The organism is Streptomyces sp. NBC_00513 (assembly GCF_041431415.1).
Taxonomy (GTDB): domain Bacteria; phylum Actinomycetota; class Actinomycetes; order Streptomycetales; family Streptomycetaceae; genus Streptomyces.
On the sequence record NZ_CP107845.1, the window covers coordinates 4,696,339 to 4,721,449 of the forward strand.

The 25,111-nt window shown below is 72.8% G+C and carries 25 protein-coding genes; 17 read left to right on the top strand and 8 right to left on the bottom strand.

Annotated features, from left to right (window positions below; translation table 11 throughout):
• Nucleotides 1-29: 29 nt before the first annotated feature.
• Nucleotides 30-1,388, top strand: a complete 1,359-nt coding sequence (gene glmM / locus OHA84_RS21850; RefSeq protein WP_266970152.1) for a phosphoglucosamine mutase — start codon at nt 30-32, stop codon at nt 1,386-1,388.
• A gap of 13 nt (nt 1,389-1,401) precedes the next feature.
• Here the strand turns inward: glmM and OHA84_RS21855 are convergent, their stop codons facing one another.
• Nucleotides 1,402-2,346 carry a DUF389 domain-containing protein gene (locus tag OHA84_RS21855; RefSeq protein WP_266949261.1) on the bottom strand — a complete coding sequence of 315 codons (945 nt, stop codon included), beginning with the start codon at nt 2,344-2,346 and terminating at the stop codon, nt 1,402-1,404.
• A gap of 31 nt (nt 2,347-2,377) precedes the next feature.
• Nucleotides 2,378-3,397, bottom strand: a complete 1,020-nt coding sequence (coaA, locus tag OHA84_RS21860; protein WP_053682601.1) for a type I pantothenate kinase — start codon at nt 3,395-3,397, stop codon at nt 2,378-2,380.
• A gap of 284 nt (nt 3,398-3,681) precedes the next feature.
• Between coaA and OHA84_RS21865 the strand changes: the two genes are divergently transcribed.
• The 8 genes from OHA84_RS21865 (at nt 3,682) to OHA84_RS21900 (ending at nt 11,642) form a co-directional block, all read left to right on the top strand.
• On the top strand, nt 3,682-4,437 hold the full coding sequence (locus OHA84_RS21865; protein ID WP_266949264.1) for a hypothetical protein: 756 nt from the start codon (nt 3,682-3,684) through the stop codon (nt 4,435-4,437).
• 109 nt (nt 4,438-4,546) lie between these two features.
• Entirely contained in the window at nt 4,547-6,394 is a 1,848-nt protein-coding gene (gene glmS, locus OHA84_RS21870; protein WP_266949266.1) for a glutamine--fructose-6-phosphate transaminase (isomerizing), read from the top strand.
• A gap of 75 nt (nt 6,395-6,469) precedes the next feature.
• Complete coding sequence (locus tag OHA84_RS21875) at nt 6,470-6,838, top strand: holo-ACP synthase (RefSeq protein WP_053682671.1); 369 nt, start codon at nt 6,470-6,472, stop codon at nt 6,836-6,838.
• 118 nt (nt 6,839-6,956) lie between these two features.
• Nucleotides 6,957-8,369 carry an NAD(P)H-hydrate dehydratase gene (locus OHA84_RS21880; protein WP_266970149.1) on the top strand — a complete coding sequence of 471 codons (1,413 nt, stop codon included), beginning with the start codon at nt 6,957-6,959 and terminating at the stop codon, nt 8,367-8,369.
• Nucleotides 8,370-8,465: 96 nt separating this feature from the next.
• Nucleotides 8,466-9,602, top strand: a complete 1,137-nt coding sequence (gene alr, locus OHA84_RS21885; RefSeq protein WP_266970147.1) for an alanine racemase — start codon at nt 8,466-8,468, stop codon at nt 9,600-9,602.
• Between the two features lie 68 nt (nt 9,603-9,670).
• Nucleotides 9,671-10,810, top strand: coding sequence for an alpha/beta hydrolase (locus OHA84_RS21890; protein ID WP_078999510.1), 1,140 nt, complete (start codon nt 9,671-9,673; stop codon nt 10,808-10,810).
• Entirely contained in the window at nt 10,767-11,342 is a 576-nt protein-coding gene (gene tsaE, locus OHA84_RS21895) for a tRNA (adenosine(37)-N6)-threonylcarbamoyltransferase complex ATPase subunit type 1 TsaE (RefSeq protein WP_078999505.1), read from the top strand. The genes OHA84_RS21890 and tsaE overlap by 44 nt, the downstream gene beginning before the upstream one ends.
• 120 nt (nt 11,343-11,462) lie before the next feature.
• A complete protein-coding gene (locus OHA84_RS21900; RefSeq protein WP_107089329.1) occupies nt 11,463-11,642 on the top strand; it encodes a hypothetical protein in 180 nt (59 codons plus the stop codon).
• Nucleotides 11,643-11,702: 60 nt separating this feature from the next.
• Here OHA84_RS21900 and OHA84_RS21905 read toward each other — a convergent pair whose 3' ends face one another.
• Nucleotides 11,703-12,263 carry a hypothetical protein gene (locus OHA84_RS21905; RefSeq protein ID WP_266949275.1) on the bottom strand — a complete coding sequence of 187 codons (561 nt, stop codon included), beginning with the start codon at nt 12,261-12,263 and terminating at the stop codon, nt 11,703-11,705.
• Nucleotides 12,264-12,433: 170 nt separating this feature from the next.
• Here OHA84_RS21905 and tsaB point away from each other — a divergent pair, with 170 nt between their 5' ends.
• The 5 genes from tsaB to OHA84_RS21930 all read left to right on the top strand — a co-directional run bounded on the left by tsaB (nt 12,434) and on the right by OHA84_RS21930 (nt 15,895).
• Entirely contained in the window at nt 12,434-13,096 is a 663-nt protein-coding gene (gene tsaB / locus OHA84_RS21910; protein WP_053682594.1) for a tRNA (adenosine(37)-N6)-threonylcarbamoyltransferase complex dimerization subunit type 1 TsaB, read from the top strand.
• Nucleotides 13,097-13,122: 26 nt separating this feature from the next.
• On the top strand, nt 13,123-13,614 hold the full coding sequence (rimI, locus tag OHA84_RS21915) for a ribosomal protein S18-alanine N-acetyltransferase (protein WP_266974011.1): 492 nt from the start codon (nt 13,123-13,125) through the stop codon (nt 13,612-13,614).
• The gene (gene tsaD / locus OHA84_RS21920) at nt 13,607-14,749 is read left to right on the top strand and encodes a tRNA (adenosine(37)-N6)-threonylcarbamoyltransferase complex transferase subunit TsaD (RefSeq protein ID WP_266970143.1); all 1,143 of its coding nucleotides are present in this window, start codon (nt 13,607-13,609) and stop codon (nt 14,747-14,749) included. The genes rimI and tsaD overlap by 8 nt, the downstream gene beginning before the upstream one ends.
• On the top strand, nt 14,746-15,018 hold the full coding sequence (locus OHA84_RS21925) for a hypothetical protein (RefSeq protein WP_234350282.1): 273 nt from the start codon (nt 14,746-14,748) through the stop codon (nt 15,016-15,018). The genes tsaD and OHA84_RS21925 overlap by 4 nt, the downstream gene beginning before the upstream one ends.
• A 133-nt stretch (nt 15,019-15,151) precedes the next feature.
• Nucleotides 15,152-15,895, top strand: coding sequence for a hypothetical protein (locus OHA84_RS21930; RefSeq protein WP_266970141.1), 744 nt, complete (start codon nt 15,152-15,154; stop codon nt 15,893-15,895).
• Here OHA84_RS21930 and OHA84_RS21935 read toward each other — a convergent pair.
• Nucleotides 15,801-17,087, bottom strand: coding sequence for a methyltransferase domain-containing protein (locus OHA84_RS21935; protein WP_078999502.1), 1,287 nt, complete (start codon nt 17,085-17,087; stop codon nt 15,801-15,803). The two genes, OHA84_RS21930 and OHA84_RS21935, sit on opposite strands and share 95 nt — an antisense overlap.
• On the opposite strand from OHA84_RS21935, the gene OHA84_RS21940 reads away from it, so the two are divergent.
• Both OHA84_RS21940 and OHA84_RS21945 read left to right on the top strand, forming a co-directional pair.
• Complete coding sequence (locus OHA84_RS21940) at nt 17,070-18,005, top strand: polysaccharide deacetylase family protein (RefSeq protein WP_053682667.1); 936 nt, start codon at nt 17,070-17,072, stop codon at nt 18,003-18,005. The genes OHA84_RS21935 and OHA84_RS21940 overlap by 18 nt on opposite strands.
• Before the next feature lie 201 nt (nt 18,006-18,206).
• Nucleotides 18,207-19,160, top strand: a complete 954-nt coding sequence (locus tag OHA84_RS21945) for a polysaccharide deacetylase family protein (RefSeq protein WP_323181973.1) — start codon at nt 18,207-18,209, stop codon at nt 19,158-19,160.
• A 149-nt stretch (nt 19,161-19,309) separates the two neighbouring features.
• On the opposite strand, the gene OHA84_RS21950 is transcribed toward OHA84_RS21945, so the two are convergent.
• The 4 genes from OHA84_RS21950 to OHA84_RS21965 form a co-directional block, all read right to left on the bottom strand.
• Nucleotides 19,310-20,746 (bottom strand): FtsW/RodA/SpoVE family cell cycle protein, encoded by a 1,437-nt coding sequence (locus OHA84_RS21950; RefSeq protein WP_053682590.1) that lies wholly within the window; start codon nt 20,744-20,746, stop codon nt 19,310-19,312.
• The gene (locus OHA84_RS21955; RefSeq protein WP_266970136.1) at nt 20,734-21,969 is read right to left on the bottom strand and encodes an LCP family protein; all 1,236 of its coding nucleotides are present in this window, start codon (nt 21,967-21,969) and stop codon (nt 20,734-20,736) included. The genes OHA84_RS21950 and OHA84_RS21955 overlap by 13 nt, the downstream gene beginning before the upstream one ends.
• Before the next feature lie 95 nt (nt 21,970-22,064).
• Nucleotides 22,065-23,513 (bottom strand): sensor histidine kinase, encoded by a 1,449-nt coding sequence (locus OHA84_RS21960; protein ID WP_371591433.1) that lies wholly within the window; start codon nt 23,511-23,513, stop codon nt 22,065-22,067.
• The gene (locus OHA84_RS21965; protein ID WP_053682587.1) at nt 23,506-24,186 is read right to left on the bottom strand and encodes a response regulator transcription factor; all 681 of its coding nucleotides are present in this window, start codon (nt 24,184-24,186) and stop codon (nt 23,506-23,508) included. The genes OHA84_RS21960 and OHA84_RS21965 overlap by 8 nt, the downstream gene beginning before the upstream one ends.
• Before the next feature lie 500 nt (nt 24,187-24,686).
• Between OHA84_RS21965 and groES the strand changes: the two genes are divergently transcribed.
• Nucleotides 24,687-24,995 carry a co-chaperone GroES gene (gene groES / locus OHA84_RS21970; protein ID WP_053682586.1) on the top strand — a complete coding sequence of 103 codons (309 nt, stop codon included), beginning with the start codon at nt 24,687-24,689 and terminating at the stop codon, nt 24,993-24,995.
• The last annotated feature ends 116 nt before the right edge of the window (nt 24,996-25,111 follow it).

Consider the following 25,111-nt stretch of genomic DNA (forward strand, 5'->3'; position numbering starts at 1 on the left):
AAGCGAAGCGTTAACTCGGGAGGACAACAGTGGGACGACTCTTCGGGACGGACGGTGTACGGGGCGTTGCCAACGCGGATCTGACGGCCGAGCTCGCGCTCGGTCTCTCCGTGGCGGCCGCACACGTACTGGCCGAGGCGGGCACGTTCGCCGGTCATCGGGCCACCGCGGTGGTCGGCCGCGATCCGCGCGCGTCCGGTGAGTTCCTGGAGGCCGCGGTCGTCGCCGGCCTCGCGAGCGCGGGCGTGGACGTCCTGCGCGTCGGTGTGCTGCCCACCCCGGCGGTGGCGTATCTCACCGGTGCGCTGGGCGCCGACCTCGGCGTGATGCTGTCCGCCAGCCACAACGCGATGCCCGACAACGGCATCAAGTTCTTCGCGCGCGGCGGCCACAAGCTGGCCGACGACCTGGAGGGCCGGATCGAGTCCGTCTACGAGGAGCACCGCACCGGCGCTCCCTGGGACCGGCCCACCGGCTCCGGCGTCGGCCGGGTCTCCGACTACGACGAGGGCTTCGACAAGTACGTCGCGCACCTCATCGGTGTCCTGCCCAACCGCCTCGAAGGCCTCAAGGTCGTTCTCGACGAGGCGCACGGCGCGGCCGCCCGGGTCTCGCCCGAGGCGTTCACGCGGGCCGGCGCGGAGATCATCACGATCGGCGCCGAGCCGAACGGCCTGAACATCAACGACGGCTGCGGCTCCACCCACCTCGGGCTGCTCAAGCAGGCCGTCGTCGAGCACGGAGCCGACTTCGGCATCGCGCACGACGGCGACGCCGACCGCTGCCTGGCCGTGGACGGCAACGGCGAGGAGGTCGACGGCGACCAGATCCTCGCCGTGCTGGCGCTGGCCATGCGCGAGGCGGGCCAGCTCCGCGAGAACACCGTCGTCGGCACCGTGATGTCGAACCTCGGCTTCAAGCTGGCCATGGAGGGCGAGGGCATCCAGGTCGTGCAGACCGGTGTCGGCGACCGCTACGTGCTGGAGTCGATGAAGGAGCACGGCTACGCGCTGGGCGGCGAGCAGTCCGGCCACGTGATCATCCTCGACCACGCGACCACCGGCGACGGCACGCTGACCGGCCTGATGCTGGCCGCCCGCGTCGCCGCCACCGGCCGGTCCCTGGCCGACCTGGCCGGGGTCATGCAGCGGCTGCCGCAGGTCCTCATCAACGTCCCGGACGTGGACAGGTCCCGGGTCACCATCTCGGCCGAGCTGGCGGCGGCGGTCAACGACGCCGAACGCGAGCTGGGCACCACCGGCCGCGTGCTGCTCCGTCCGTCCGGCACGGAGCCGCTCGTACGGGTGATGGTGGAGGCCGCCGACATCGAGCAGGCCCGCGCGGTCGCGGGGCGGCTCGCGGACGTGGTGAAGTCGGCCCTCGGCTGACCGGACCGGCGCCTCAGCTCTTCCCGTGGCGGATCCAGCCTCGCTGGGTCCGCCACAGCAGTTTCTGCCCGGCCAGGGTCAGGATGCCGGCGAGCATGATGCCGCCGAGGTTCACCATCAACTGCTCCGCGGAGCCCCACATCTGGGCGAACTCCCCGTAGCCGAGGGCCACGGCGGCGTTCGCGGCCGCCGGGACGGTGGTGACCGAGATCGCCACGCCGACCAGCGCCCCGGACTTCGCGGAGGTCAGCGAGAGCACCCCGGCCACGCCCGCGAGCAGCGAGACCACGAAGGAGAGCGGATCCGGCTTCCAGATGAAGCCGGTGTTCGGCCGGGGGCTGTCCAGCATCGTCCTGTCGAACTGGCCGATCCAGTCCATCCCCAGGGTGAACACCGTGGTGGCGACGATCGCGAGGGCGAAACCGATCAGCAGCGCGCCCAGCGAGCGCAGGGCGAGCCGGGGGACGCCCCGTACGACCGCCGTGCAGACCCCGGCGAGCGGGCCGAACTCCGGGCCGACCGCCATCGCGCCCACGATCAGGATCGCGTTGTCGAGGACCACGCCACAGGCCGCGATCATCGTCGCGAGCATCATGAAAGCGCAGTAGGTGATGGTGAGGGTGGACTCCTCGTGGGTCGCCTCGGTCAGTTGCTCCCACAACACGGCGTCGGCGCCCTCGCCCGGAGCCTCCTCCTCGGCCGCGTCGGCCCGCCTCGACAGCGACAGGTCGATGTTCTCGACGGCGATCGAGCCGTCCTCGTCGATCTTCAGGGCCCGGAGTTCCTGAAGGAGTTCGTCACCGGCCTCCCGGGCGACGTCGCACAGGACGAGATCGCCGCGGGGGTCACGGCCGGCGCCGGGCAGGACGACGAGGTGGGCGGTGCCGACCGTGGACTCCACGACGTCGACGACGGCGTCCGTGCGTTCGGGCGGGATGATCATCCGCAGATGCAGCATGGCCGCACCCTAGACTCCGCCGCCCGTGCGGTCAGAGCTTTCGCAGGCTCAACTTCTGGACCTTGTGGTCCGGGCCCTTGCGGACGACGAGCGTGGCCCGGCCGCGGGTGGGCGCCACGTTCTCCAGCAGGTTCGGCTTGTTGATGGTCCGCCACATGGTCTGCGCGTACTCCATGGCCTCCTCCTCGGAGACCTGCGTGTACTTGCGGAAGTAGGAGAAGGGGTTCTGGAAGGCGGTCTCGCGCAACTTCCGGAAGCGGCCCAGGTACCAGCGCTCGATGTCCTCGGGGCGCGCGTCCACGTACACGCTGAAGTCGAAGTAATCGGCGAGACCCACGCGGGTGCGGCCGTCCTTGCCGGGCAGGGCCGGCTGGAGCACGTTGAGCCCCTCGACGATCAGGATGTCCGGGCGGCGCACGACGAGCTGCTCGCCCGGGACGATGTCGTAGATCAGGTGGGAGTAGACGGGGGCGGTGACCTCGTCCTTGCCCGCCTTGATGTCCGCGACGAAACGGGTCAGCGCGCGCCGGTCGTACGACTCGGGGAAGCCCTTGCGGGCGGTCAGGCCGCGGCGCTGGAGTTCCTTCATCGGGTACAGGAAGCCGTCCGTGGTGACGAGCTCCACGCGCGGGTGCTCGGGCCAGCGGGCCAGCAGGGCCTGGAGGAGGCGGGCCACGGTGGACTTGCCGACCGCGACGGACCCGGCGACCCCTATGACGAAGGGGGTGCCCGTCTGGGCGCCGTGGCCGTTGCCCGCGTCACCGAGGAAGGTGTTCAGGGTGCCGCGGAGGTTGTTGGTGGCGCCGACGTACAGGTTGAGCAGGCGCGACAGCGGCAGGTAGACGTCCCGTACCTCGTCGAGGTCGATCACGTCCCCCAGACCCCGGAGCCGCTCGACCTCCTCGGCGGTGAGGGGGAGCGGGGTCCGTTCGCGCAGGGCGCTCCACTCGGCCCGGGTGAGGTCGACGTACGGGGAGGCGTCGGGAGCCCGGCGATGGCCGGCGCGCTCCGTTGCGCGGTCCGGCGTGCTTCGTGGCGGCGAAGTGATCACCCTGCCATTGTCGGGGCTCGGGACCGCTTGTGGATGGTGTGGTCGGTCACGTGCGGCGGGGTGCGGGGCGGGGGCGTGCCGCGGTCGGTCTCGATTCGACGCCCCGGCGGTATCACCGGGGTCACGATTGCGCCGATGGCCGAATAATCCTGATCGGCTGATCGGCTTTTACTTTATCTTGATATGCGTCGCAGCTCCGATGCGCGCCCCTCACCTGGGCGTTTCCGGAGCCGTCCGGCATGCCTTTCGACTTTTCTGTGTACCGCCTGTGGGGGAGAAACACCGTGCGTTCCGCTCTTGTCCGTCGTACCGTCCTGACCGCTTCCGCCGTGTCCCTGACGCTGCTGGCCACCGCCTGCGGCTCCGACAAGGCCTCCGACACCAAGACGGACGGCAAGGCGTCCGCCTCGGCCGCTCCCGCCGCCAAGGGCAAGACGGCCGCCGAGCTGGCCCCGCTGCTGGTCACGCAGGCCGACCTGCCCACCCACAAGATCGAGCCGGTCGAGGAGGAGAAGACCGCTGCCGTCGACTCCGACAAGGCCGAGTGCAAGGTGCTGGCCCAGGCCCAGTCCATGCAGCCGCTCGCCCCGTCCACCGGCGTGGGCCGGATCATGACCGTCGAGCTGCCCAAGCCGGCCGCCGAGGGCGCGAGCGTGGACGAGAAGATGGAGGCGGCCATGGGCGCCCTGAAGTCGACGGCGACCTCGGTCACCCTCAGCTCCTACGACGGCAAGGGCGCCGAGGACGCGTTCGCCTCCGTCAAGACCGCGGTCACGGCCTGCGCCGGCGGCTTCGCCGTCACTCAGAAGGGCGAGCAGAGCACCCCGATCGGGAACGTCACGTCCGAGCCGGCGACCTCCGGTGACGAGGCCGTCGGGTTCTCCAGCGTGATGGACATGGGCGACGGCCAGAAGAAGAAGATGCACACGGTCGTCGTGCGCAAGGGCAACGTCCTGGCGACGTTCTGGGCGCTGAACCTGGCCGGCGACTCCGAGCAGCCGAAGGCCGTCGTCGACGCGCAGGTCAAGAAGCTCGGCTGACCCTCGCGGCACTGCCGCCCCCACCGCCCCGGCGTGTCCGCCGGGGCGGTGTTTTTTCGTCCTGTTCAGGTACCGGGCAGGAGGCCGACCACGGCGTACCCTGCCGCCTATGTGCGGAATTGTGGGTTACGTAGGAGCGCAATCTGCGCTCGATGTGGTCATCGCCGGACTCAAGCGGCTGGAATACCGCGGCTACGACTCGGCGGGCGTCGCCGTGCTCGCGGACGGGAAACTCTCCTCCGCGAAGAAGGCCGGAAAGCTCGTCAACCTGGAGAAGGAACTGGTCGGGCACCCGCTGCCGGCCGGGTCCACGGGCCTGGGGCACACGCGGTGGGCGACCCACGGCGGGCCCACCGACGTCAACGCGCACCCCCATCTCGACAACGCGGGCCGCGTGGCCGTCGTGCACAACGGGATCATCGAGAACTTCGCCGAGCTGCGCGCCGACCTGGCCGAGCGCGGGCACCGCCTGGAGTCCGAGACGGACACCGAGGTGGTCGCCCACCTGCTGGCGGAGCGGTTCGAGGTCTGCGGGGACCTCACCGAGGCGATGCGGCAGGTGTGCCGGCTCCTCCAGGGGGCGTTCACGCTGGTCGCGGTGCACGCCGACCAACCGGACGTGGTGGTCGGGGCGCGCCGCAACTCGCCCCTGGTGGTGGGCGTCGGGGAGAACGAGAACTTCCTGGCCTCCGACGTGGCCGCCTTCATCGCCCACACCCGGTCCGCGATCGAGCTGGGCCAGGACCAGGTCGTCGAACTGCGCCGCGACGGGGTCACGGTGACCAACTTCGACGGCTCGGTCGCGTCCGTGCGGGCGTACCACGTCGACTGGGACGCCTCGGCAGCCGAGAAGGGAGGGTACGACTACTTCATGCTCAAGGAGATCGCCGAGCAGCCGAAGGCCGTCGCCGACACCCTCCTGGGCCGCATCGACGCGAGCGGCATGCTGACCCTCGACGAGGTGCGCATCCCGCCGTCCGTGCTGCGCGAGGTGGACAAGGTCGTGATCGTGGCCTGCGGTACGGCGTACCACGCGGGCATGATCGCGAAGCTGGCCATCGAGCACTGGACCCGCATCCCCTGCGAGACGGAACTCGCCAGCGAGTTCCGCTACCGCGATCCGATCCTCGACCAGCGGACGCTGGTGATCGCGATCTCGCAGTCCGGCGAGACCATGGACACCCTGATGGCGCTGCGCCACGCGCGCGAGCAGGGCGCCAAGGTACTGGCCGTCTGCAACACGAACGGCTCGACGATCCCGCGCGAATCGGACGCCGTGCTGTACACGCACGCCGGCCCGGAGGTGGCCGTCGCCTCGACGAAGGCGTTCCTCACGCAGCTGGTGGCCTGCTACCTGGTGGCGCTGTACCTCGGGCAGGTGCGGGGAACCAAGTGGGGCGACGAGATCGAGTCGGTGATCCGGGAGCTGTCGGACATCGCGGCGGCCGTGGACACCGTCCTGGAGACGATGGAGCCGGTACGGCAGCTCGCGCGCTCGCTCGCCGACAAGAACACCGTGCTCTTCCTCGGCCGGCACGTCGGCTACCCGGTGGCGCTGGAGGGCGCGCTCAAGCTCAAGGAACTGGCGTACATGCACGCCGAGGGCTTCGCGGCGGGCGAGCTGAAGCACGGTCCGATCGCGCTGATCGAGCCGGACCTGCCGGTGGTGGTGGTCGTGCCGTCGCCGCGCGGACGTTCCGTGCTGCACGACAAGATCGTGTCGAACATCCAGGAGATCCGGGCGCGCGGTGCGCGGACGATCGTCATCGCGGAGGAGGGCGACGAGGCGGTGGTCCCGTACGCCGACCACCTGATCCGGATCCCGGCGACGCCCACGCTGCTCCAACCGCTGGTGGCGACCGTTCCGTTGCAGGTGTTCGCGTGCGAGCTGGCGACGGCGCGGGGCAACGAGGTGGACCAGCCGCGTAACCTCGCCAAGTCGGTGACCGTGGAGTGAGCCAAGCCCGCGGGCGCCGATCCGTCGCCGCGGTGGCGACGGGGGAACACGGGCTGCGTGGGAGTGGTGGGCGTCGTGATTGTCGGTGTGGGGATTGACGTTGCCGAGATCGAGCGGTTCGGCGCCGCGCTGGAGCGAACGCCGAACCTGGCCCGACGGCTCTTCCTCGACTCCGAGTTGACGCTGCCGAGCGGCGAGCGGCGCGGCACCGCCTCGCTCGCCGCCCGGTTCGCGGCCAAGGAGGCGCTGGCCAAGGCGCTCGGCGCGCCCAGTGGACTGCTGTGGACCGACGCCGAGGTGTACGTGGAGGACACGGGACAGCCCCGGCTGCGGGTGTCGGGGACCGTCGAGGCCCGGGCGCTGGCCCTGGGGGTGAAGTCCTGGCACATCTCGCTCAGCCACGACGCCGGCGTGGCGTCGGCCGTGGTGATCGCCGAGGGGTAGGTCGGCTCTTCCGGCTCTTCCGGCTCGCACGGGGCTCTTGCGGCTCGCACGGGCTCTGCCCGCTCCTGACGGGCCCGGGAGCCGGGGCCCGAGCCGGGTTTTCGGGCAGGCTGGTGCCATGCGTACTGCTTACAGCGTGGAGACCGTACGGGCCGCCGAGCGCGAGCTGATGGCCGGGTTGCCGCAGGGCGCCCTGATGCTGCGGGCGGCGGCCGGACTGGCCGCCGTGTGCGCGGGCCTGCTGACACGGCGTCGGGGCAAGGTCTACGGGGCGCGGGTCGTGCTGCTCGTCGGCCCCGGTGACAACGGCGGCGACGCCCTGTACGCCGGCGCCCGGCTGGCCCGGCGCGGCGCCGGAGTGACGGCGGTGCCGATGGACCCCGCCCGGGTGCACCCGGGCGGGCTCGCCGCGCTGCTGGCCGCGGGGGGCCGGGTGGCGTCGGACGTCCCGGAGCGCGCCGACCTGGTCGTGGACGGGCTCCTCGGGATCGGCGGGCGGGGCGGACTGCGCCCGGCGGCCGCCGCGCTGGTGGAACGGATCCCGACGGGCGCCGTGGTGGTCGCCGTGGACCTGCCGAGCGGGGTCGACGCGGACACCGGGGAGGTGGCGGGGCCGGCCGTGCGGGCCGACGTCACGGTCACGTTCGGAGCGCACAAGCCCGGCCTGCTCATCGACCCCGGAGCCGCGCTGGCCGGGGTGGTGCGGCCGGTGGACATCGGGCTCGCGCTGCCCGCACCGGAGCTGGAGGCCCTGCAACACGCCGACGTGGCCCGGCTGCTGCCGGAGCCCACGGCCGAGAGCGACAAGTACCGGCGCGGTGTCGTGGGCATCGTCGCCGGCTCCGCGCGCTACCCGGGCGCGGCGGTACTGGCCGTGGCCGGCGCCCTGCGCGGTGGCGCGGGCGCGGTGCGGTACGTGGGCCCGGCGGCGGACGCGGTGCTCGCCCGGTACCCGGAGACGCTGATCGGGCCGGGCCGGGTGCAGGCGTGGGTGGTCGGGCCGGGGCTGGGGGACGCGCGGGCCGACGAGGTCGAGGGCGTACTGGCGCAGTCCGACGTACCGGTACTGATCGACGCCGACGGGCTGCGCGGCCTCGACCCCGAGGTGCTGCGCGGGCGGTCCGCCTCGACCCTGCTGACCCCGCACGCGGGGGAGGCGGCGGCGCTGCTGGGCGTGTCCCGGGAGGAGGTGGAGGCCGGGCGGCTGGCGGCGGTGCGCGCGCTGGCACGCCGCTACGGCGCCTCGGCCCTGCTGAAGGGCTCCACGACGCTGATCGCCTCCGACGGCGATCCGGTCGTCCGGGTGAACCCGACGGGGACGCCGTGGCTGGCGACCGCGGGCAGCGGCGACGTGCTGTCCGGGGTGGCGGGGTCGCTGCTGGCGGCGGGCCTGTCCGGGGCGGACGCCGGGGCCGTCGCGGCGTACCTGCACGGACTCGCCGGCCGCTTCGCCTCCGACGGGGCGCCGGTCCTCGCGCAGCAGGTGGCGGACGCGGTGCCGAGGGCCTGGCGGGACGTCCGGTCCGCGTGACGCCGCGCCCGTTCGGCCGCCGACGCGCGGGGGCCCGTTCGCACCCCGACACGCGGGGGAGCGGAGGCCCCGGGGGGTTCTGAGAGACTGTGCGGGATGAACGAGACACCGACGCGCGCCTACGCCGAGATCGACCTTGCCGCCGTGCGGAGCAACGTGCGCGCGCTGCGCGAGCGGGCGCCCCGGGCCGCGCTGATGGCCGTCGTCAAGTCGGACGGCTACGGGCACGGGGCCGTGCCCTGCGCCCGCGCCGCCCTGGAGGCCGGGGCGACCTGGCTCGGGACCGCCACGCCCGAGGAGGCGCTCGCGCTGCGCGCGGCCGGCATCGAGGCGCGGATCCTGTGCTGGCTGTGGACGCCCGGCGGGCCCTGGCGGGAGGCCGTCGAGGCCGACGTGGACGTCGCGGTCAGCGGGATGTGGGCGTTGGAGGAGGTACGGGAGGCCGCGCGCGCGGCCGGTCGCACCGCGCGGATCCAGCTCAAGGCCGACACGGGGCTCGGGCGCAACGGCTGCCAGCCCGCCGACTGGGCCGAACTGGTCGGCGCCGCCGTCGCCGCGCAGGCGGAGGGGACCGTCGACGTCACCGGCGTCTGGTCGCACCTCGCCTGCGCCGACGAGCCCGGACACCCCTCGATCGCGCTCCAGCTCGCCGCGTTCCGCGACATGCTCGCGTACGCCGAGAAGGAGGGCGTCGAGCCCGAGGTGCGGCACATCGCCAACTCGCCCGCCACGCTCACGCTGCCGGAGACCCACTTCGACCTGGTGCGCTGCGGGATCGCCGTGTACGGCGTGTCGCCGGCGCCCGAGTTGGGCACCCCGGCCCAACTGGGGCTGCGGCCCGCGATGTCCCTGAAGGCGTCCGTCGCGCTCGTGAAGAGCGTCCCCGCCGGCCACGGAGTCAGCTACGGGCACCACTACGTGACGGATCGGGAGACCCGACTGGCCCTGATCCCCACGGGCTACGCCGACGGGATCCCGCGCCACGCCTCCGGCTCGGGCCCGGTCCTGGTGGGCGGCGAGATCCGGCGGGTGGCCGGGCGGGTGGCCATGGACCAGTTCGTCGTCGACATCGGCGACGCCGACGTCGCGGCCGGCGATCCGGCGATCCTCTTCGGCCCCGGTGACCTGGGCGAACCCACCGCGGAGGACTGGGCTCAAGCGGCGCACACGATCGCGTATGAGATCGTCACCCGTATCGGGGGGCGCGTGCCCCGGGTGTACCGCAACGGCTGAGTGAGGACGGCGACGGCGTGAGCGAGAACTGGCGCAAGGCCGGCTGGGCCGGAGCCGCGATCGGTGTGATGGCCGCCGGCGCGGCGGCCGGTGTCGCCGTCGAACGGATCACGGTGGGCCGCGGCATCCGGATGAAGGCCCGGCTGGCCCTCGACGCCGCCGGGGACTACGGCTCCCTGCGCGGCACCGAGGGGACCGCCCGGGCCGAGGACGGCACCGAGCTGTACTACGAGGTCGACGAGCTGCCCGCGGAGGACCCGGGCAAGCGGCGCCGGCTGCGCCGCAGGACCCCGCCGGCGGTCACCGTCGTCTTCTGCCACGGCTACTGCCTGGGCCAGGACTCCTGGCACTTCCAGCGGGCCGCCCTGCGCGGCGTGGTCCGCGCCGTGTACTGGGACCAGCGCAGCCACGGCCGCAGCATGCGCGGCCTCGCCCAGGCCGCCGGCGAACCCGTCACCATCGACCAGCTCGGCCGCGACCTCAAGGCCGTCCTCGACGCCGCCGCCCCCGAGGGGCCGCTGGTGCTGGTCGGGCACTCCATGGGCGGCATGACCATCATGGCGCTGGCGGAGCAGTTCCCGGAGCTGGTGCGCGACCGCGTCCTCGGGGTGGCGCTGGTCGGCACCTCCAGCGGTCTGCTCGGCGAGGTGACGTACGGGCTGCCCGCGGTCGGGATGGGCGCCGTGCGCCGGTTGCTGCCCGGGGTGCTCAAGGTGCTCGGCTCGCAGGTGGAGCTCGTGGAGCGGGGCCGGCGGGCGACCGCGGACCTCTTCGCGGGCATGATCAAGCAGTACTCGTTCGGTTCGCGGGACGTGGACCCGGGCGTCGCGCGGTTCGCCGAGCGGCTGATCGAGGCGACGCCGATCGACGTGGTCGCCGAGTTCTATCCGGCGTTCCAGATCCACGACAAGACCGCCGCGCTCCAGCGGTTCGCGGGGATCCCCGTCACCGTGATCGCGGGCGACCGGGACATGATCACCCCGGCGGAGCACAGCGTCGCCATGAAGGAGGCCCTGCCGGCCGCCGAACTGGTGGTCCTGGAGAACACCGGGCACCTGATGATGCTGGAGCGCCCGGAGATCGTGACCGGGCTGCTGACCGGGCTGCTGGCCCGCACCGGAGCCGTGCCGGACACGGGATCCGAAGCCGCTAACGTTGGCGGGCATGGAAGAAGCACCGCGGGAAGCGCAGCGCAGCCAGGCTCCTGAGGCCGGCGCCGCCACCGAGACCCTGATCACCGTCGACTCGCCCGAATCCATGCAGGAACTGGGCCGTCGCGTCGCCGCCCTGCTGCGCCCCGGCGACCTGGTCCTGCTGACCGGCGAACTCGGCGCCGGCAAGACCACCCTCACCCGGGGCCTGGGCGAGGGCCTGGGCGTGCGCGGGGCCGTGACCTCGCCGACCTTCGTGATCGCCCGGGTGCATCCCTCGCTGGTCGGCGGCCCGGCGCTGGTGCACGTGGACGCGTATCGGCTCGGCGGCGGCCTGGACGAGATGGAGGACCTCGACCTCGACGTCTCGCTGCCCGAGTCCGTGGTCGTCGTGGAGTGGGGCGACGGGAAGGTCGAGGAGCTCTCCGACGACCGGCTGCACGTGGTGATCGCCCGGGCGGTGGGGCACGAGGAGGTCCTGGACGACGTACGCCGGGTCACGGTGCGCGGCATCGGATCGCGCTGGGCGGACGCCGGGCTCGCGGGGCTCGCCGAGGCGACCGGGCGGGTGGATCGAGCCGCGCGGTAAAAGGTACCGACAACTCGTCGGGAAAACGTTGCGCCGGTGGGTGCGCTCGTGGTGACATGGTAGCGAGCGCTGGTTAGGTTTACCTAAGTGCGGCGTCCCGGGCCCGTCCAGGAGGCATCCATGTCGGCAGTAGGAGCAGCAGCGGGAGCGGAGCGAACCGCCCGCACGGTCGTGTCCATGCGGGCCCTGCTCGCCTCGTGCGCGGCCGCCACGGCCGTCTCGACGCCGCCCTCGTGGGAACCGGCCTCCCAGGCGCCCGGGAACACGGAACAGGCCGCTCCGGAGTCCGAAGCGGCCTGATTCCCACATACGGGTGAAACGGGCGGACCCACGGGCGGGTCGGGGAACGCGGGTCCCGGGTCAGGGAACGACGACGACCTTCGAGTTGATCGTCGCGAACGTCCACATCGCGTCACCGTCGAGCCGCGACATGCGGATGCCGCCGGTCTTCTTGGCCGGGTCCGGCGCCGGCGTCTTGCCGTCCACCCGGGCGCTGAACCCGATCGAGACGCCGTCCACGCTCGCGAACCGCACCACGTGCTCGATCGGCGCCCCGTCCGAGCCGGGCACCGCGCCCGCCCGGGAACCGACGACGTAGGTGCCCGCCGCCGGGTGCACCGTGCTCGGCATCACCGTGAAGGTCTTCGCCGCGCGACCGTCCGCGGCCACCAGCCAGACCCGCTTCCCGGACACCGAGTACACGACGCGCTCGCCCGTGCCCGAGCCCTCCGGCACGGCCGTGGCCTTCGCCGGGTCCTGCTTGGCGGGGGACTGGCTCGGAGCGCCGGACGCCGGTGCCTGCGGGGAGGCCTTCACGGGGTGCGCGGGCGCCGTCGCGGAGGCCTGGTAGCCGAGGAAGCCGACGGCGGCGAGCGCCGCCACGGTGAGCCCGGCCACGATTCCCGAGCTGCTGCGTGCCACCTTGCTCCACCTCTCCGCGCGGTCCTGAAAGCGTTGTGCCGAACGATCCGACCGGGCCTGGCCCAGGGCGTTCGGACGGTACCTCGCGGTACCCCGGTCGAAAGGTAGCAGTCAGGGTGCCCGGCGACCGGCCGCAAGGGCCCGGGGCCCCGGAGTCGTAGGCTGTTCGCGTGCTCTTGCTCGCTGTAGATACCGCCACGCCCGCCGTCACCGTCGCCCTGCACGACGGCGAGTCCGTCCTCGCCGAGTCGAACCAGGTCGACGCCCGCCGCCACGGGGAGCTGCTGCTGCCCTCCGTCGACAAGGTGCTCGCCGAGGCCGGGCTGAGGCTCGACGCCGTCACCGGCATCGTCGTCGGCGTCGGCCCCGGCCCCTACACGGGACTCCGTGTCGGCCTCGTGACCGCTTCCACCTTCGCCTCCGTCCTCGGCGTCCCCGTCCACGGCCTGTGCACCCTCGACGGGCTCGCTTACGCCGCGGGCGCCGCCGGCATCGAGGGCCCCTTCGTCGTCGCCACCGACGCGCGGCGCAAGGAGGTCTACTGGGCCCGCTACGAGGACCCGCGAACCCGCGTCGGCGAACCCGCCGTGGACCGCCCGGCCGAGATCGCAGAACAGGTCGCGGGCCTGCCCTCCGTCGGCCAGGGCGCCGTGCTCTACCCGGACGTCTTCACCGACGCGCGGAGCCCCGAGCACCAGTCCGCCGGCGCCCTCGCGGCCCTGGCCGCGGAACGACTGGCGGCCGGGGCGGAGTTCCTGCCCCCGACGCCGTTGTACCTGCGCCGCCCCGACGCCCAGGTACCCAAGAACTACAAGGTGGTCACCCCGCAGTGACGGCCCCGACCGTGGCGCTGCGCGACATGCGCTGGTGGGACATCGAACCGGTGCTGGAGCTGGAGCACGAGCTCTTCCCCGAGGACGCCTGGTCCGCCGGGATGTTCTGGTCCGAACTCGCCCACGCACGCGGCCCGCACGCCACCCGCCACTACGTGGTCGCCGAGGACGGGGCCGGCCGACTGGTCGGCTACGCCGGACTGGCCGCGGCCGGCGACCTGGGCGACGTACAGACCATCGCGGTCGCCCGCGAACAGTGGGGCACCGGTCTCGGCGCCCGGCTGCTCACCGACCTGCTGCGCGCCGCGACCGCCTTCGAATGCGCGGAAGTGCTCCTGGAGGTACGCGTGGACAACACGCGGGCCCAGAAGCTCTACGAGCGATTCGGCTTCGAGCCCATCGGATTCCGACGCGGCTACTACCAACCGGGCAACGTCGACGCGCTCGTCATGCGCCTCGCCGACCCCGCGAACTCCCTGAGCTCCGCACAACCCGTGAGAAGTGAGTCCCATGGCTGACGAACCCCTCGTCCTCGGCATCGAGACGTCCTGCGACGAGACCGGCGTCGGCGTCGTCCGCGGCACCACCCTGCTGGCGGACGCCATCGCGTCGAGCGTCGACGAGCACGCCCGCTTCGGCGGGGTCGTCCCCGAGGTCGCCTCCCGGGCCCACCTGGAGGCGATGGTGCCCACCATCGAGCGCGCCCTGAAGGAGGCCGGGGTCAGCGCCCGCGACCTCGACGGCATCGCCGTCACCGCGGGCCCGGGCCTCGCCGGCGCCCTGCTGGTCGGCGTCTCGGCGGCGAAGGCCTACGCGTACGCCCTGGGCAAGCCGCTGTACGGGGTGAACCACCTGGCCTCGCACATCTGCGTCGACCAGCTCGAACACGGCCCGCTGCCGGAACCGACCATGGCCCTGCTGGTCTCCGGCGGGCACTCCTCGCTGCTCCTGGCCCCGGACATCACCACCGACGTACGGCCGCTCGGCGCGACCATCGACGACGCGGCGGGCGAGGCCTTCGACAAGATCGCGCGGGTGCTCCAGCTGGGCTTCCCCGGCGGCCCGGTCATCGACCGGCTCGCACGCGAGGGCGACCCGAAGGCGATCAACTTCCCGCGCGGACTGACCGGGCCCCGCGACGCGGCGTACGACTTCTCCTTCTCCGGGCTCAAGACGGCCGTGGCCCGCTGGATCGAGGCGAAGCGGAAGGCCGGCGAGGACGTGCCGGTGCGCGACGTGGCGGCCTCCTTCCAGGAGGCCGTCGTGGACGTGCTGACCCGCAAGGCGATCCGCGCCTGCAAGGACGAGGGCGTCGACCACCTGATGATCGGCGGCGGCGTCGCGGCCAACTCCCGGCTCCGCTCACTGGCACAGGAACGCTGCGACGACGCGGGGATCGTGCTGCGCGTGCCCCGGCCGAAACTGTGCACGGACAACGGAGCGATGGTCGCGGCGCTGGGCGCGGAGATGGTCAAGCGGAACCGGCCGGCCTCGGACTGGGACCTGTCCGCGGACTCCTCGCTGCCGGTGACGGAACCGCACGTGCCGGGTACGGCGCACGACCACGACCACGGTGGCCACGGACACTCCCACGACCACGGGCACTCCCACGACCACGTGCACGAGCTGAGCAAGGACAACCTCTACTCGTGAGCACCGTGACGCTGATGTGGGAGGCCCGCGCCGTCGCCGGGCGGGCCAACGAGCTGCTGGAGTGGGCCCGTTCCCGGGTCCTGGCCCGCGAACCGCTGCGCCGCGAGGTGTTCCGCGCCGCCCAGGACCGGGTGCTGGTGCTCACCTGGTGGGACGCCCCCGAGGGGGCGTCGGCGGAACTCCCCGAACTGCCGGAGCCGGACGCGGACCTGATCACCCGGGCGGTGCACCGCTGGCGGTTCGAGTCGGTGGAGGTCACGGGCGGCTGAGCCGGGACGGGGGCCGCACGGGGCGGGGTCGGTGCGGCGGCGGCCCGGTGGGCCCGCCGGCCCGGTGGCGGCTCCCGCGTCCGTCCAGGCCGCCTCCGGCGGTCCTGGAGCGGGCCCCGCTACGGTCGTGCGCATGCCTCGACGTGACCTGCCTCCTCCGCCCCCGCCCGCGCACCTGCGCGAGTGGCTGGACGAGTCCGTCGTGCGGGCGGACCGCGCGCGCTCCCTGGCGGAACTCGTCCGGCACAACCTGGGCATCGAACGGCTCCTGCTGCTCTGGGCCGTCGCGGCCGTCTTCGCGCTCGGCTGGTCCTTCGTCGGCATGGCCCTGATGGCCTTCGAGGAGGGCGGCCCCCTCGCCCGCGCCCTCGGCCTCGTCTTCGCCGCCCTCGCCGCCGGCGTGCTGGTGTCCGGCGGCATCTGGTTCGGCCGGGGCGCCCGACTGGATCGGCGGATACGGCAACTGCAGTGCGCCTGGGCGGCATCGGACCGCGACCCGGCCGCCGACCGCCGGCTGCGCGCCCCCGGCCGGAGCCTGGCCTGGCTGCTGTCCTCCCTCGCCCTGGGCGCGCTCGGGCTCCGGGTGACCTTCGGGGCGGCGGCCGGGACCCGGCCGGGGGAGGGCGCGTACGCGGAACTCGTCCTCACGATGGGACTCGGCCTGATCCTGTGGGTCACCGCCCTGCTGGGCCTCGGCAAGGCCGGCGCCCACTACCGCTGGGCGCTGTGCGCCCTGCGACCCGCCGGACCCGCCGGGCGGTCCGCGTCGTACGGGCGACGGATCAGTCCCGGGGCGCCGGTGCGCCGATCAGCATCGACGGGGCGCCCGCCACGCGCGTCAGGAACACGGTCGCGGAGTTCGGGCCCTGCGGTTTGACCTTCCTGCGCAGCTCCTCGGGCTCGATCGCCGAGCCCCGCTTCTTCACGGTCAGGACGCCCACCCCGCGCTCGCGCAGCAGGGCCTTGAGCTTCTTGAGGCCGAAGGGCAGGACGTCGGTGATCTCGTACGCGGTCGCGTACGGGGTCGCGCGCAGCTCGTCGGCGGTGATGTAAGCGATGGTCGGGTCGATGAGCCGGCCGTCCAGTTCCTCGGCGACCTCCGCGACCAGATGGGCGCGGATCACGGCGCCGTCGGGCTCGTACAGCCAGCGCCCGACCGGTCCGGCCTCCGGGTCGGGCAACGGGTCGGCGGTCTCCAGCGCGCGCGGTCCGGGCAGCAGGGTGGCGCGCACGGTGCCGGGCGAGGTCCCGAACCACAGCACCGCCTCCTTCACGTCGCCCTGGTCGGAGATCCACTCGGCCTCCGCCTCGGCGGGCACGGCCTCGTGCGGGATCCCGGGGGCGATCTTGATGGCCGCGTACCGTGCGGCCCGCGCGGCCTCCACGGCCCAGGAGAGCGGCGGCGAGTAGCCCTCGGGGTCGAAGATCCTCCCGCGGCCGCCGCGCCGGGCCGGGTCGATGAAGACGGCGTCGTACCCGGTGGTGTCCACGTCCGTCACGTCGGCTTCCCGGACCTCGATCAGGTCCGCCAGCCCCAGCGCCTCGGCGTTGGCCCGTGCCACGGCGACGGTCAGCGGGTCGTGGTCCACGGCCAGCACCCGGATCCCGAGGCGGGCCAGGGCCAGGGCGTCGCCGCCGATGCCGCAGCACAGGTCGGCGACGCCGCGCACGCCCAGGGCGGCGAGCCGCTCGGCGCGGTACCCGGCCACCGACGCGCGGGTGGCCATCTCGCCGCCGCCGGGCGTGAAGTACATCCGGAACGCGTCCTCGGCCCCGAACTTCGCGACGGCCCGCTGCCGCAGCCGGGCCTGACCGAGCGCGGCGGAGACCAGCGCGGCCGGGTGCTCGCGGCGCAGCCGGGTGGCGAGGGCGAGCTCCTGGGCGGGGTCGTGGTCGCGGAGCGAGGCGAGGAGGGCGTCGCCCTCGGGGGTGAGCAGTGCGGCGAAGTCTTCGGGGGTCACCGGTTCATTGTGGGCCAGTCGATGGAAGGTCCGGATCCGGTCGAGGTGTCGCCGGGGACGCGCCGGGTGGTGCTGTAAGGATCCGGCGTTATGCAGCCTGTACGACAAAAGGGAAATAAGACGCAACAAGGTCACCGGTCAGCGGCGCGTCCGCGCGGCCGGTACGGCGTGGCCCTCGCCGCGCTGCTGGTCGCCGCCCTCGGCACGGCGTGCAGCTCCACGGAATCGGGCCCCGCCACCAAGCCCAGGACCGGCGCCGAGGGCGCCGCGGGCGCACTCGTGAACCCCGCCGAGCGGGCCAAGGCCGCCCAGCAGGCCCGGGTCGCCGCGGCGAAGCGCTGGGGCCTGGCGAAGGTCCCGCTGGTCGCGCCGGCGCCGCCCAAGGTGAAGCCGGAAATCACCACGCGGGACGGCTTCGAGGTCGAGGACCAGTCGGAGTACCCGCCGGTCTTCACCACGGTCCCCACCGAGGAGAAGGTCGTCTTCCTGACGGTCGACGACGGGGCCGAGAAGGACCCCGAGTTCCTGAAGATGATGAAGGAACTCAAGATCCCGTACACGGCGTTCCTCAGCGACTACGTCGTGAAGGACAACTACCCGTATTTCAAGGAGATGCAGGCCGCCGGCGTCACCCTGAACAACCACACGCTCAACCACCGCTACATGCCCGCGCTCTCCTACGAGCAGCAGCGCGAGGAGATCTGCGGCCAGCAGGACACGATCCAGAAGCAGTTCGGCAAGCGGCCGAGCCTCTTCCGGCCGCCGTACGGCAACTACAACCAGGACACGCTGCGCGCGGCCAAGTCCTGTGGCATCAAGGCGGTCCCGCTGTGGAACGCCGAGGCCTTCCCCAACCGCATGGACTGGCGCGAATGGGACCGGGACCTGCACGCGGGCGACATCATCCTCACGCACTTCCGCGGCAAGGAGGACTGGAAGGCCACCATGACCGACATGGTGCGCCACACCCTGAAGACGGTCACGGACAAGGGCTTCGCCATCGGCCGCCTGGAGGACTACGTCTGATCCCCGTCGTCTGATCCCCGTCGACCGATCGGCGTCGACCGATCCGCGTCGACCGACGAGCGGTACGCGTGCGGAATCCCTCCCCGCGGGGAAACCGGCTCCGCACGCCTCCGTCGTACCACCGGCACCGTGCGTTTCGGCCGCCCCGACTGGTCATATCAGCGGAATATCCCCATCCGGGTATAGATTCCGCACGTGCGTATGACTTTCAAACACCCTTCCCGTACTGCTCCTTCAGGGGGCGCGCGTCACTTCGGCGGTCGTCCCCTCGGCCCCGCCGCCCGCCGAGGTCTGGCCGGGGCGCTCGCGGTCGGCGCCCTCGTGGCGTCGCTGGCGGGATGCGGCAACAGCGTGGAGCCCATCGAACGACTGGGCCGCAAGACCAAGCCGGAGACGGGTGCCGCCTCCCCGTCCGCCTCGGCCCCCGTGTCCAGTGCCCCCGCCGGAGCGCCCGCGACACCGGAGCAGCCCTACCGGAAGTGGGGTCTGAAGGCCCCGGTCGCGTACGCGACCAAGCCGGCGCAGAAGCCCCGACTCCCCAAGCCCGCCCCGGGCAGGCCGGCGCTGGTGGACCGGATACCCGTGGCCCCCTCCGAGAAGGTCGTCTTCCTGACCTTCGACGACGGAGCGGAGAAGAACCCCGAGTTCCTGAAGATGGCGGCCGACCTGAAGCTGCCGATCGGCATGTTCCTCACGGACAACGTGGCCTCGTCCGACTACGGGCACTTTCAGGCCCTGCGCGACAACGGCAGCGGCAGCACGATCAACAACCACACCCTGACCCACCCCAACCTCCGGACCCTGTCCTACGCGGGGCAGAAGAAGGAGATATGCGGGCAGCAGGAACGCCTGGCGAAGCGGTTCGGCGCCAAGCCGACGCTCTTCCGGCCGCCGTTCGGCAACTACAACGACGACACCCTCAAGGCCGCCTCCGAGTGCGGCATATCGACGGTCGTCCTCTGGCGGGCGTCGATGCAGATCAACGACTTCCAGTACGCCGAGGGCTCCGCCCTCAAACCGGGCGACATCATCCTGGCCCACTTCCGCGGCCCCTCGGAGCTCAAGGGCTCCACCGAGATCGAGATGACGACCCGGATGCTCAAGCGCATCCAGGAGCAGGGCTACGCGATAGGCCGCCTGGAGGACTACCTGTAGGCGGACCCCACGGGAACGGACCGCACGGAGCCGGACACCCGCGGGCGGGCCACGGCGGCCGACCACCCAAAGGCCGACCCACCCGCGGGCGGGCCACGCGGGAACGGACCGCACTCAGCCGGCTCGGGGCCGACCCACCCGCGGGTGGGCTACCCGGGGGCGCCGGCCCCCGTCGTGGCCCGGTCCGCCGGGTCCGCCACCACCACCGGGGTGATCGTCGTCTCCACCGGGCCGCGGGCGTCCGCCTCACGTTGGCGTTCCGCGCTGTCGCTGATCCGCAGCAGCAGGGCGATCATGATCCAGTTGGCCAGGAGCGACGAGCCGCCCTTCGCCAGGAACGGCAGCGCCTTGCCCGTCAGCGGGATCAGGCCCGTCACGCCGCCCGCCACCACGAAGACCTGGAGCGCCAGCGCCGCCGACAGGCCCACCGCCAGCAGCTTGCCGAACGGGTCGCGCGCGGCCAGCGCCATCCGCAGGCCCCGCTGGACGAGGAGCGCGTACAGGAGCAGTACCGCCATCACCCCGGCCAGGCCGAGTTCCTCGCCCACCGTGGTCAGGATGAAGTCGCTGCGCCCCGCGAACGCGATCAGTTCGGGGTGGCCCATGCCGAGACCGGTGCCGGTGACGCCGCCCGTGCCGAAGCTGAACAGCGCCTGCGCGGACTGGTCCGAGACGACCCCCGGCGGCCGGTCCTTCCAGTAGTAGGAGAGCGGATTCAGCCAGGCGGCCACCCGCCCCTTCACGTGCGGTTCGGTCGAGCCCACCACGAAGGCGCCGACCGAGGCCATCAGCACCCCGCAGACGATCCAGCTGGTGCGCTCGGTGGCGACGTACAGCATGACCACGAACACGCCGAAGAAGATCAGCGACGTACCCAGGTCGCGTTCGAAGACGAGCACCAGCATGGACAGGATCCACACGGTGATGATCGGTCCGAGCTGTCGCATGGGGGGCAACCGGACGCCCAGGAACCGCCGGCCCGTCAGCGCCAGCGAGTCCCGGTGGATCACGAGGTAGCCCGCGAAGAAGATCGCGATCATGATCTTGACGAACTCGCCGGGCTGGAGCGAGAAGCCGCCGACGACGATCCAGCGCTTCGCGCCGTACGTGTCGGCCGGCGAGAACACCGGGGCGATCAACAGCACCAGCGCCACGGCCATCGTGATGTAGATGAACCGTTGCAGCAGCCGGTGGTCGCGCAGCAGCGCCACCACGAGGATGCAGGCGGCGACCCCGACCACCGTCCACAGCAGTTGGCCGGGGGCGTTCGCGTCCGAGTTGTACCGCTCGATGTACCCCTGGTCGAGCCGGTGGAGCAGGACCAGCCCCAGCCCGGTCAGCAGCATGGCGAGCGGGAAGATCAACGGATCCGCGTACGCCGCGAACCGGCGGATGCCCAGGTGCCCCACCAGCGACAGCAGCGACAGGCTGATGACGAAGCCGGTGAGGTTGCGCGGCAGCTCGTCGTTCATCGCCAGGCTCGCCGAGCAGTGGCCGAGCACGGCGATGCCGACGACGAGGACGAGGAGGAACGCCTCGGTGCGGCGGCGCGCGCCCGCCTCCGTCAGGGGCCTCAGTCCACGCACGGGACGCCGCCACCGTCGATCTTCTCCGGCTGTGAGGGCCCGGGAGACGGCGGTGCGGGCGGAGGTGAAGACGGTGGGGCCGACGCGCCCGGTCCGGAGGGAGCGGCGCCCGGCGCGCTCGGACTCGCAGGGACCTTGGGCCCGATCTGCTCGGCAATGAGGCGCTTTATCTTCATATCATCTACGACGTTGATGTCCCCGTCATGGTTCCTTGCGAAGCCCTCGACGGGGAGTGTCGAGAATTGCACTTTCCCGCCGGACAGGTTCTTGGCCTGCTTCACGAACGACAGCAGATCCCAGCCGGCGTCGGTCACCACGTCCTCCTTCGCCGCGTCGACAAGCCTGATCAACTTCACCGGGTCCGTGAAGGTGCCCGCCTCGTTCAGCTTCTTCGTCGCGCCCGCCAGAAACGCCTGCTGCCGCTTCGTCCGGTCCAGGTCACCGCCCGGCAGCCCGTGCCGCTGCCGCACGAAGGCCAGGGACTGCTGCCCGTTCAGCGTCTGCGGGCCTGCGGGGAAGTCCGCCCCGGAGTACCTGTCCTTCACCGCCTTGTTCAGACACACCGGCACCCCGCCCAGGGCCTCGGCCAAGTGGTGGAAACCGGCCAGGTTCAGCTCGGCGAAGTGATCGACCGGCACGCCCAGGAACGTCCGTACGGTCTCGATCTCGGCCTTGCGTCCCGCCTCCCGGCCCTCCCGCTCCAACCGTCGCCGGTCCTTGACCCCCTCGCCCGCGAGCTGTTCCTCGCGCAGCGCCTTCGCCCGTCCGTAGGCCTCCTTGATCTTGGCCTTGCCGGCGGCCGTGCCCGGCGCCCGGCCCGGCATCCCGCGCAGTTCCACGTAGTCGTCGCGCGGGATCGAGAACGCCCGGGCCCGGCTCCCGTCGCCGGGCACGTGGAGCAGGATCAGGGTGTTGGTGTTGTATCCGCCGATGTCGGAACTGCCCGCGTGCAGCTTGTCGAGGATCGAGGCCGGGAGCGGGTCGCCGTTCTGGTCGCGCCGGCTGTCCAACCCCATGAGGAGGATGTTCGTGTCACCGTGCGCCGACTTCTCCGCTCCCTCCAGGGCCTTGGAACTGCCGATGCTCGACGACAGATCCCGGTAGACGTACCAGGCGGCGCCGCCGGCCAGGACCGTCAGCACACAGCCGGCGGTCAGCAGGGTGCGGCCGAGGCGGCGCCGCCTCGGCAGGCGGCGGCTGGTCTTCCTGCGGTGCGCGCTCATGCCTGTCGATGCTGGGGGAGCCCCGCTGAAGGAAACCTGAGGATCCTGAAGCCGCCTTCAGGCCGGTCCTGCTCCGGGACCGGGGACGCCGCCTCTCAAGCCGGGCCGAAACCGTGCCCCGGGCCGAAACCGTGCCCCGGGCCGAAACCGTGCCCCGGGCCGAAACCGTGCCCCGGGCCGAAACCGTGCCCCGGGCCGGCTCCGGGACCCGGGATCCGGAGCACGAGGCGGGCGCCACCGCCCGGGGCGCTCGCCGCCCGGACGTCACCGCCGTGGGCGCGGGCGATCTCGCGGGCGATGGGCAGGCCCAGACCCGTGCCGCCGCTCGCCCGCCCCCGGTCCGCGTCCAGCCGGACGAACCGCGCGAACACCCGCTCCCGGTCCGCCTCCGCGATCCCCGGGCCGTCGTCGGACACCTCCAGCACCCGCCACGCCCCGTCCGAGGCCGCCCGTACGACGACCCCCGCACGGGCGTGGCGCAGCGCGTTGTCCACCAGGTTGGCCAGCGCCCGCTCCAGCCGCGCCGGATCCCCGTACCCGGGTACGGCCGCCCCCGCCTCCAGCCGTACCGGCACCCGGGGCGCCGGTCTGCGCGCCACGTCCTCCGCCGCCAGCAGTGCCAGGTCCAGCGGTTCGGACCGGGGCGGCGGACCGCCGTCGAGGCGGGCCAGCAGCAACAGGTCCGCCGCGATCCGCTGGAGCCGCTCGGTGTCGGCCAACGCGGCCGCCACCGAGGCCCGGTCGGGCCGGTCGAGGGCCACCTCCAGCCGGGACCGCACGGCCGCGAGGGGGTTGCGCAGCTCGTGCGAGGCGTCCGCCGTGAACTGCCGCTGCCGGGCGTCGGAACGCTCCAACCGGTCGAGGGTGTCGTTGACGGTCCGGGCGAGCCGCGCGATCTCGTCGGCCCCGCCCGGATCCGGGACCCGGCGACCCGGCTCGCTCGCGGTGACGGCCGCCAACCCGGTGCGGATCGCCGTGACCGGGCGCAGCGCCTGCCCCGTCACCCACCAGGCCAGCGCCGCCGCGAAGGCGATCAGCGGGGGCGCGCCGGCGAGCAGCCCGACCCCGATGGCCCCCGTCGCGTCGTCCACGTCGCGCAGGACGGTCATGGCGTACACGGTGTACGGGCCCTCGCCCCCGGGCGGCCCGGGGGAGCGGACCACCACCGCCACGCCCCGCTCCGAACCGGCGCGCCCCAAGGGCACCACGGCCGATCGGGAGTCCTCCCCGGCCGCCGGGCGCAGCCCGTAGAAGTCCGGGGTGCCGCGCGGATCCCGGCTGCCGGCGACGGTCCGCCCGGCCGCGTCCCGGACGAGGACCAGGTCCACCCCGCCCTCGGGCGCGGCCAGTCGGCCGCCGGGCGCCAGGGTCCGGGTGTCGAGCTGCGCGACGACCTTCCGCGCGGCCAGCTCCGTGCGCCCGGTGGTGTTGTCGAGCAGGTTGGCCCGCAGCAGCGTGTACAGCCACAGCCCGCCGGCGCCGAGCACCGCGGCCATGGCGAGGGCGGCGGCCGCCGCCGCCCGGGCCCGGAGGGTCCTAACCACCGTCGGGTGCCATCCGGTAGCCGGTCCCGTGCACGGTGAGGATGGAGCGGCGCCCGAACGGCGCGTCGATCTTCCGGCGCAGCGAGGACACGTACACCTCGACGATGTTCGGGTCGATGGCGTGCGGGACGTCCCAGACCTCGTCGAGGATGTCCTGCTTGGCGACCGCCCGGCCCGGCTGCTGCATCAGGCAGGCGAGCACGCCGAGTTCGCGCGCGGTGAGTTCGATGTCCCGCTCGCCGCGCCGGCAGCGCCGCCCGGACGGATCCAGGACGAGATCGCCCGCCCGCAGGACGCCGACCCGCGGGGTGCCGGCGCGGCGGGCGAGCGCGCGCAGCCGCGCGGCCAGCACGACGAACGAGAACGGCTTGGTGAGGTAGTCGTCGGCGCCCGCGTCGAGCCCGTCGGCCTCGTCGTGCTCGCCGTCCTTGGCGGTCAGCATCAGGACGGGCGTGCGGTCGCCGTGGGCGCGCAGGCGGGTGCAGATCTCGTGGCCGCCGAGACCGGGGAGCATCAGGTCGAGGAGCACGGCGTCGTACGGGCCGCCGGTGAGCGCGAGGTCGAGGCCGCGGTGTCCGTCGTGGGCGACCTCGACCCAGTGACCGTCGGCGGACAGGCCGAGCCGCAGGGACTCGGCCAGCCCCTCTTCGTCTTCGACCACCAGGATGCGCACGGCTCAAGCGTCACATATCGGTCGCCGGAGCCGATGTCGGGCCCGTAGCCGGGCCGGCGCAGGGGTGTCGGGCGACCCTGAGACAGCCGGCGCCGGCGCCGGCGCGGTCGCGGAACCGGGCCGGACCTCCGGGCCCGGGCCGCGACAGGCCGCGCGGGCGAGGCCGCGCGGGTCCCGGAGGCCGAAGTCGAGGACGATCACGCCGAACGCCTGCCCGAGGGGCAAGTCGGGCGACTTCCGAGGGAGTCGGCACAGGGGCCCGGACGCCCCGCCCGCAGGGCCGGCGGGCTCCGGGCGGGCGGCTGGAAGCGCGCCTCGCCGAGAGGCAAATTGGCACTCCGCTTGACCGAGTGCTAATCGCCGGAATAGTGTCGCACCTGGCACTCGCCCCTGGTGAGTGCCAACACAGCGACAGGCAGGTCCGGCACCCGCGACGACGGATCGACCTGGTCGCCACCTCAGACAGTTAACCCCGGATCTCCGAAGGGGGAGGTCGGATCGTGACGACCACCAGCTCCAAGGTTGCCATCAAGCCGCTCGAGGACCGCATCGTGGTCCAGCCGCTCGACGCCGAGCAGACCACGGCTTCCGGCCTGGTCATCCCGGACACCGCGAAGGAGAAGCCCCAGGAGGGCGTCGTCCTCGCGGTCGGTCCGGGTCGCTTCGAGGACGGCCAGCGTCTCCCGCTGGACGTCAGCGTCGGCGACATCGTGCTGTACAGCAAGTACGGCGGCACCGAAGTGAAGTACAGCGGCGAGGAGTACCTCGTCCTCTCGGCTCGCGACGTACTCGCGATCGTCGAGAAGTAAGTCGAACGAAGCAGGCAAGAGGAGCGATCCTCTTCCTCTTCACCAGTTTTGCTTTGAGCTGCGCCCCTGGTCACCCCGCTGATTGCCGGGCGGCGAGGGGCGCAGTTCGTTGAACC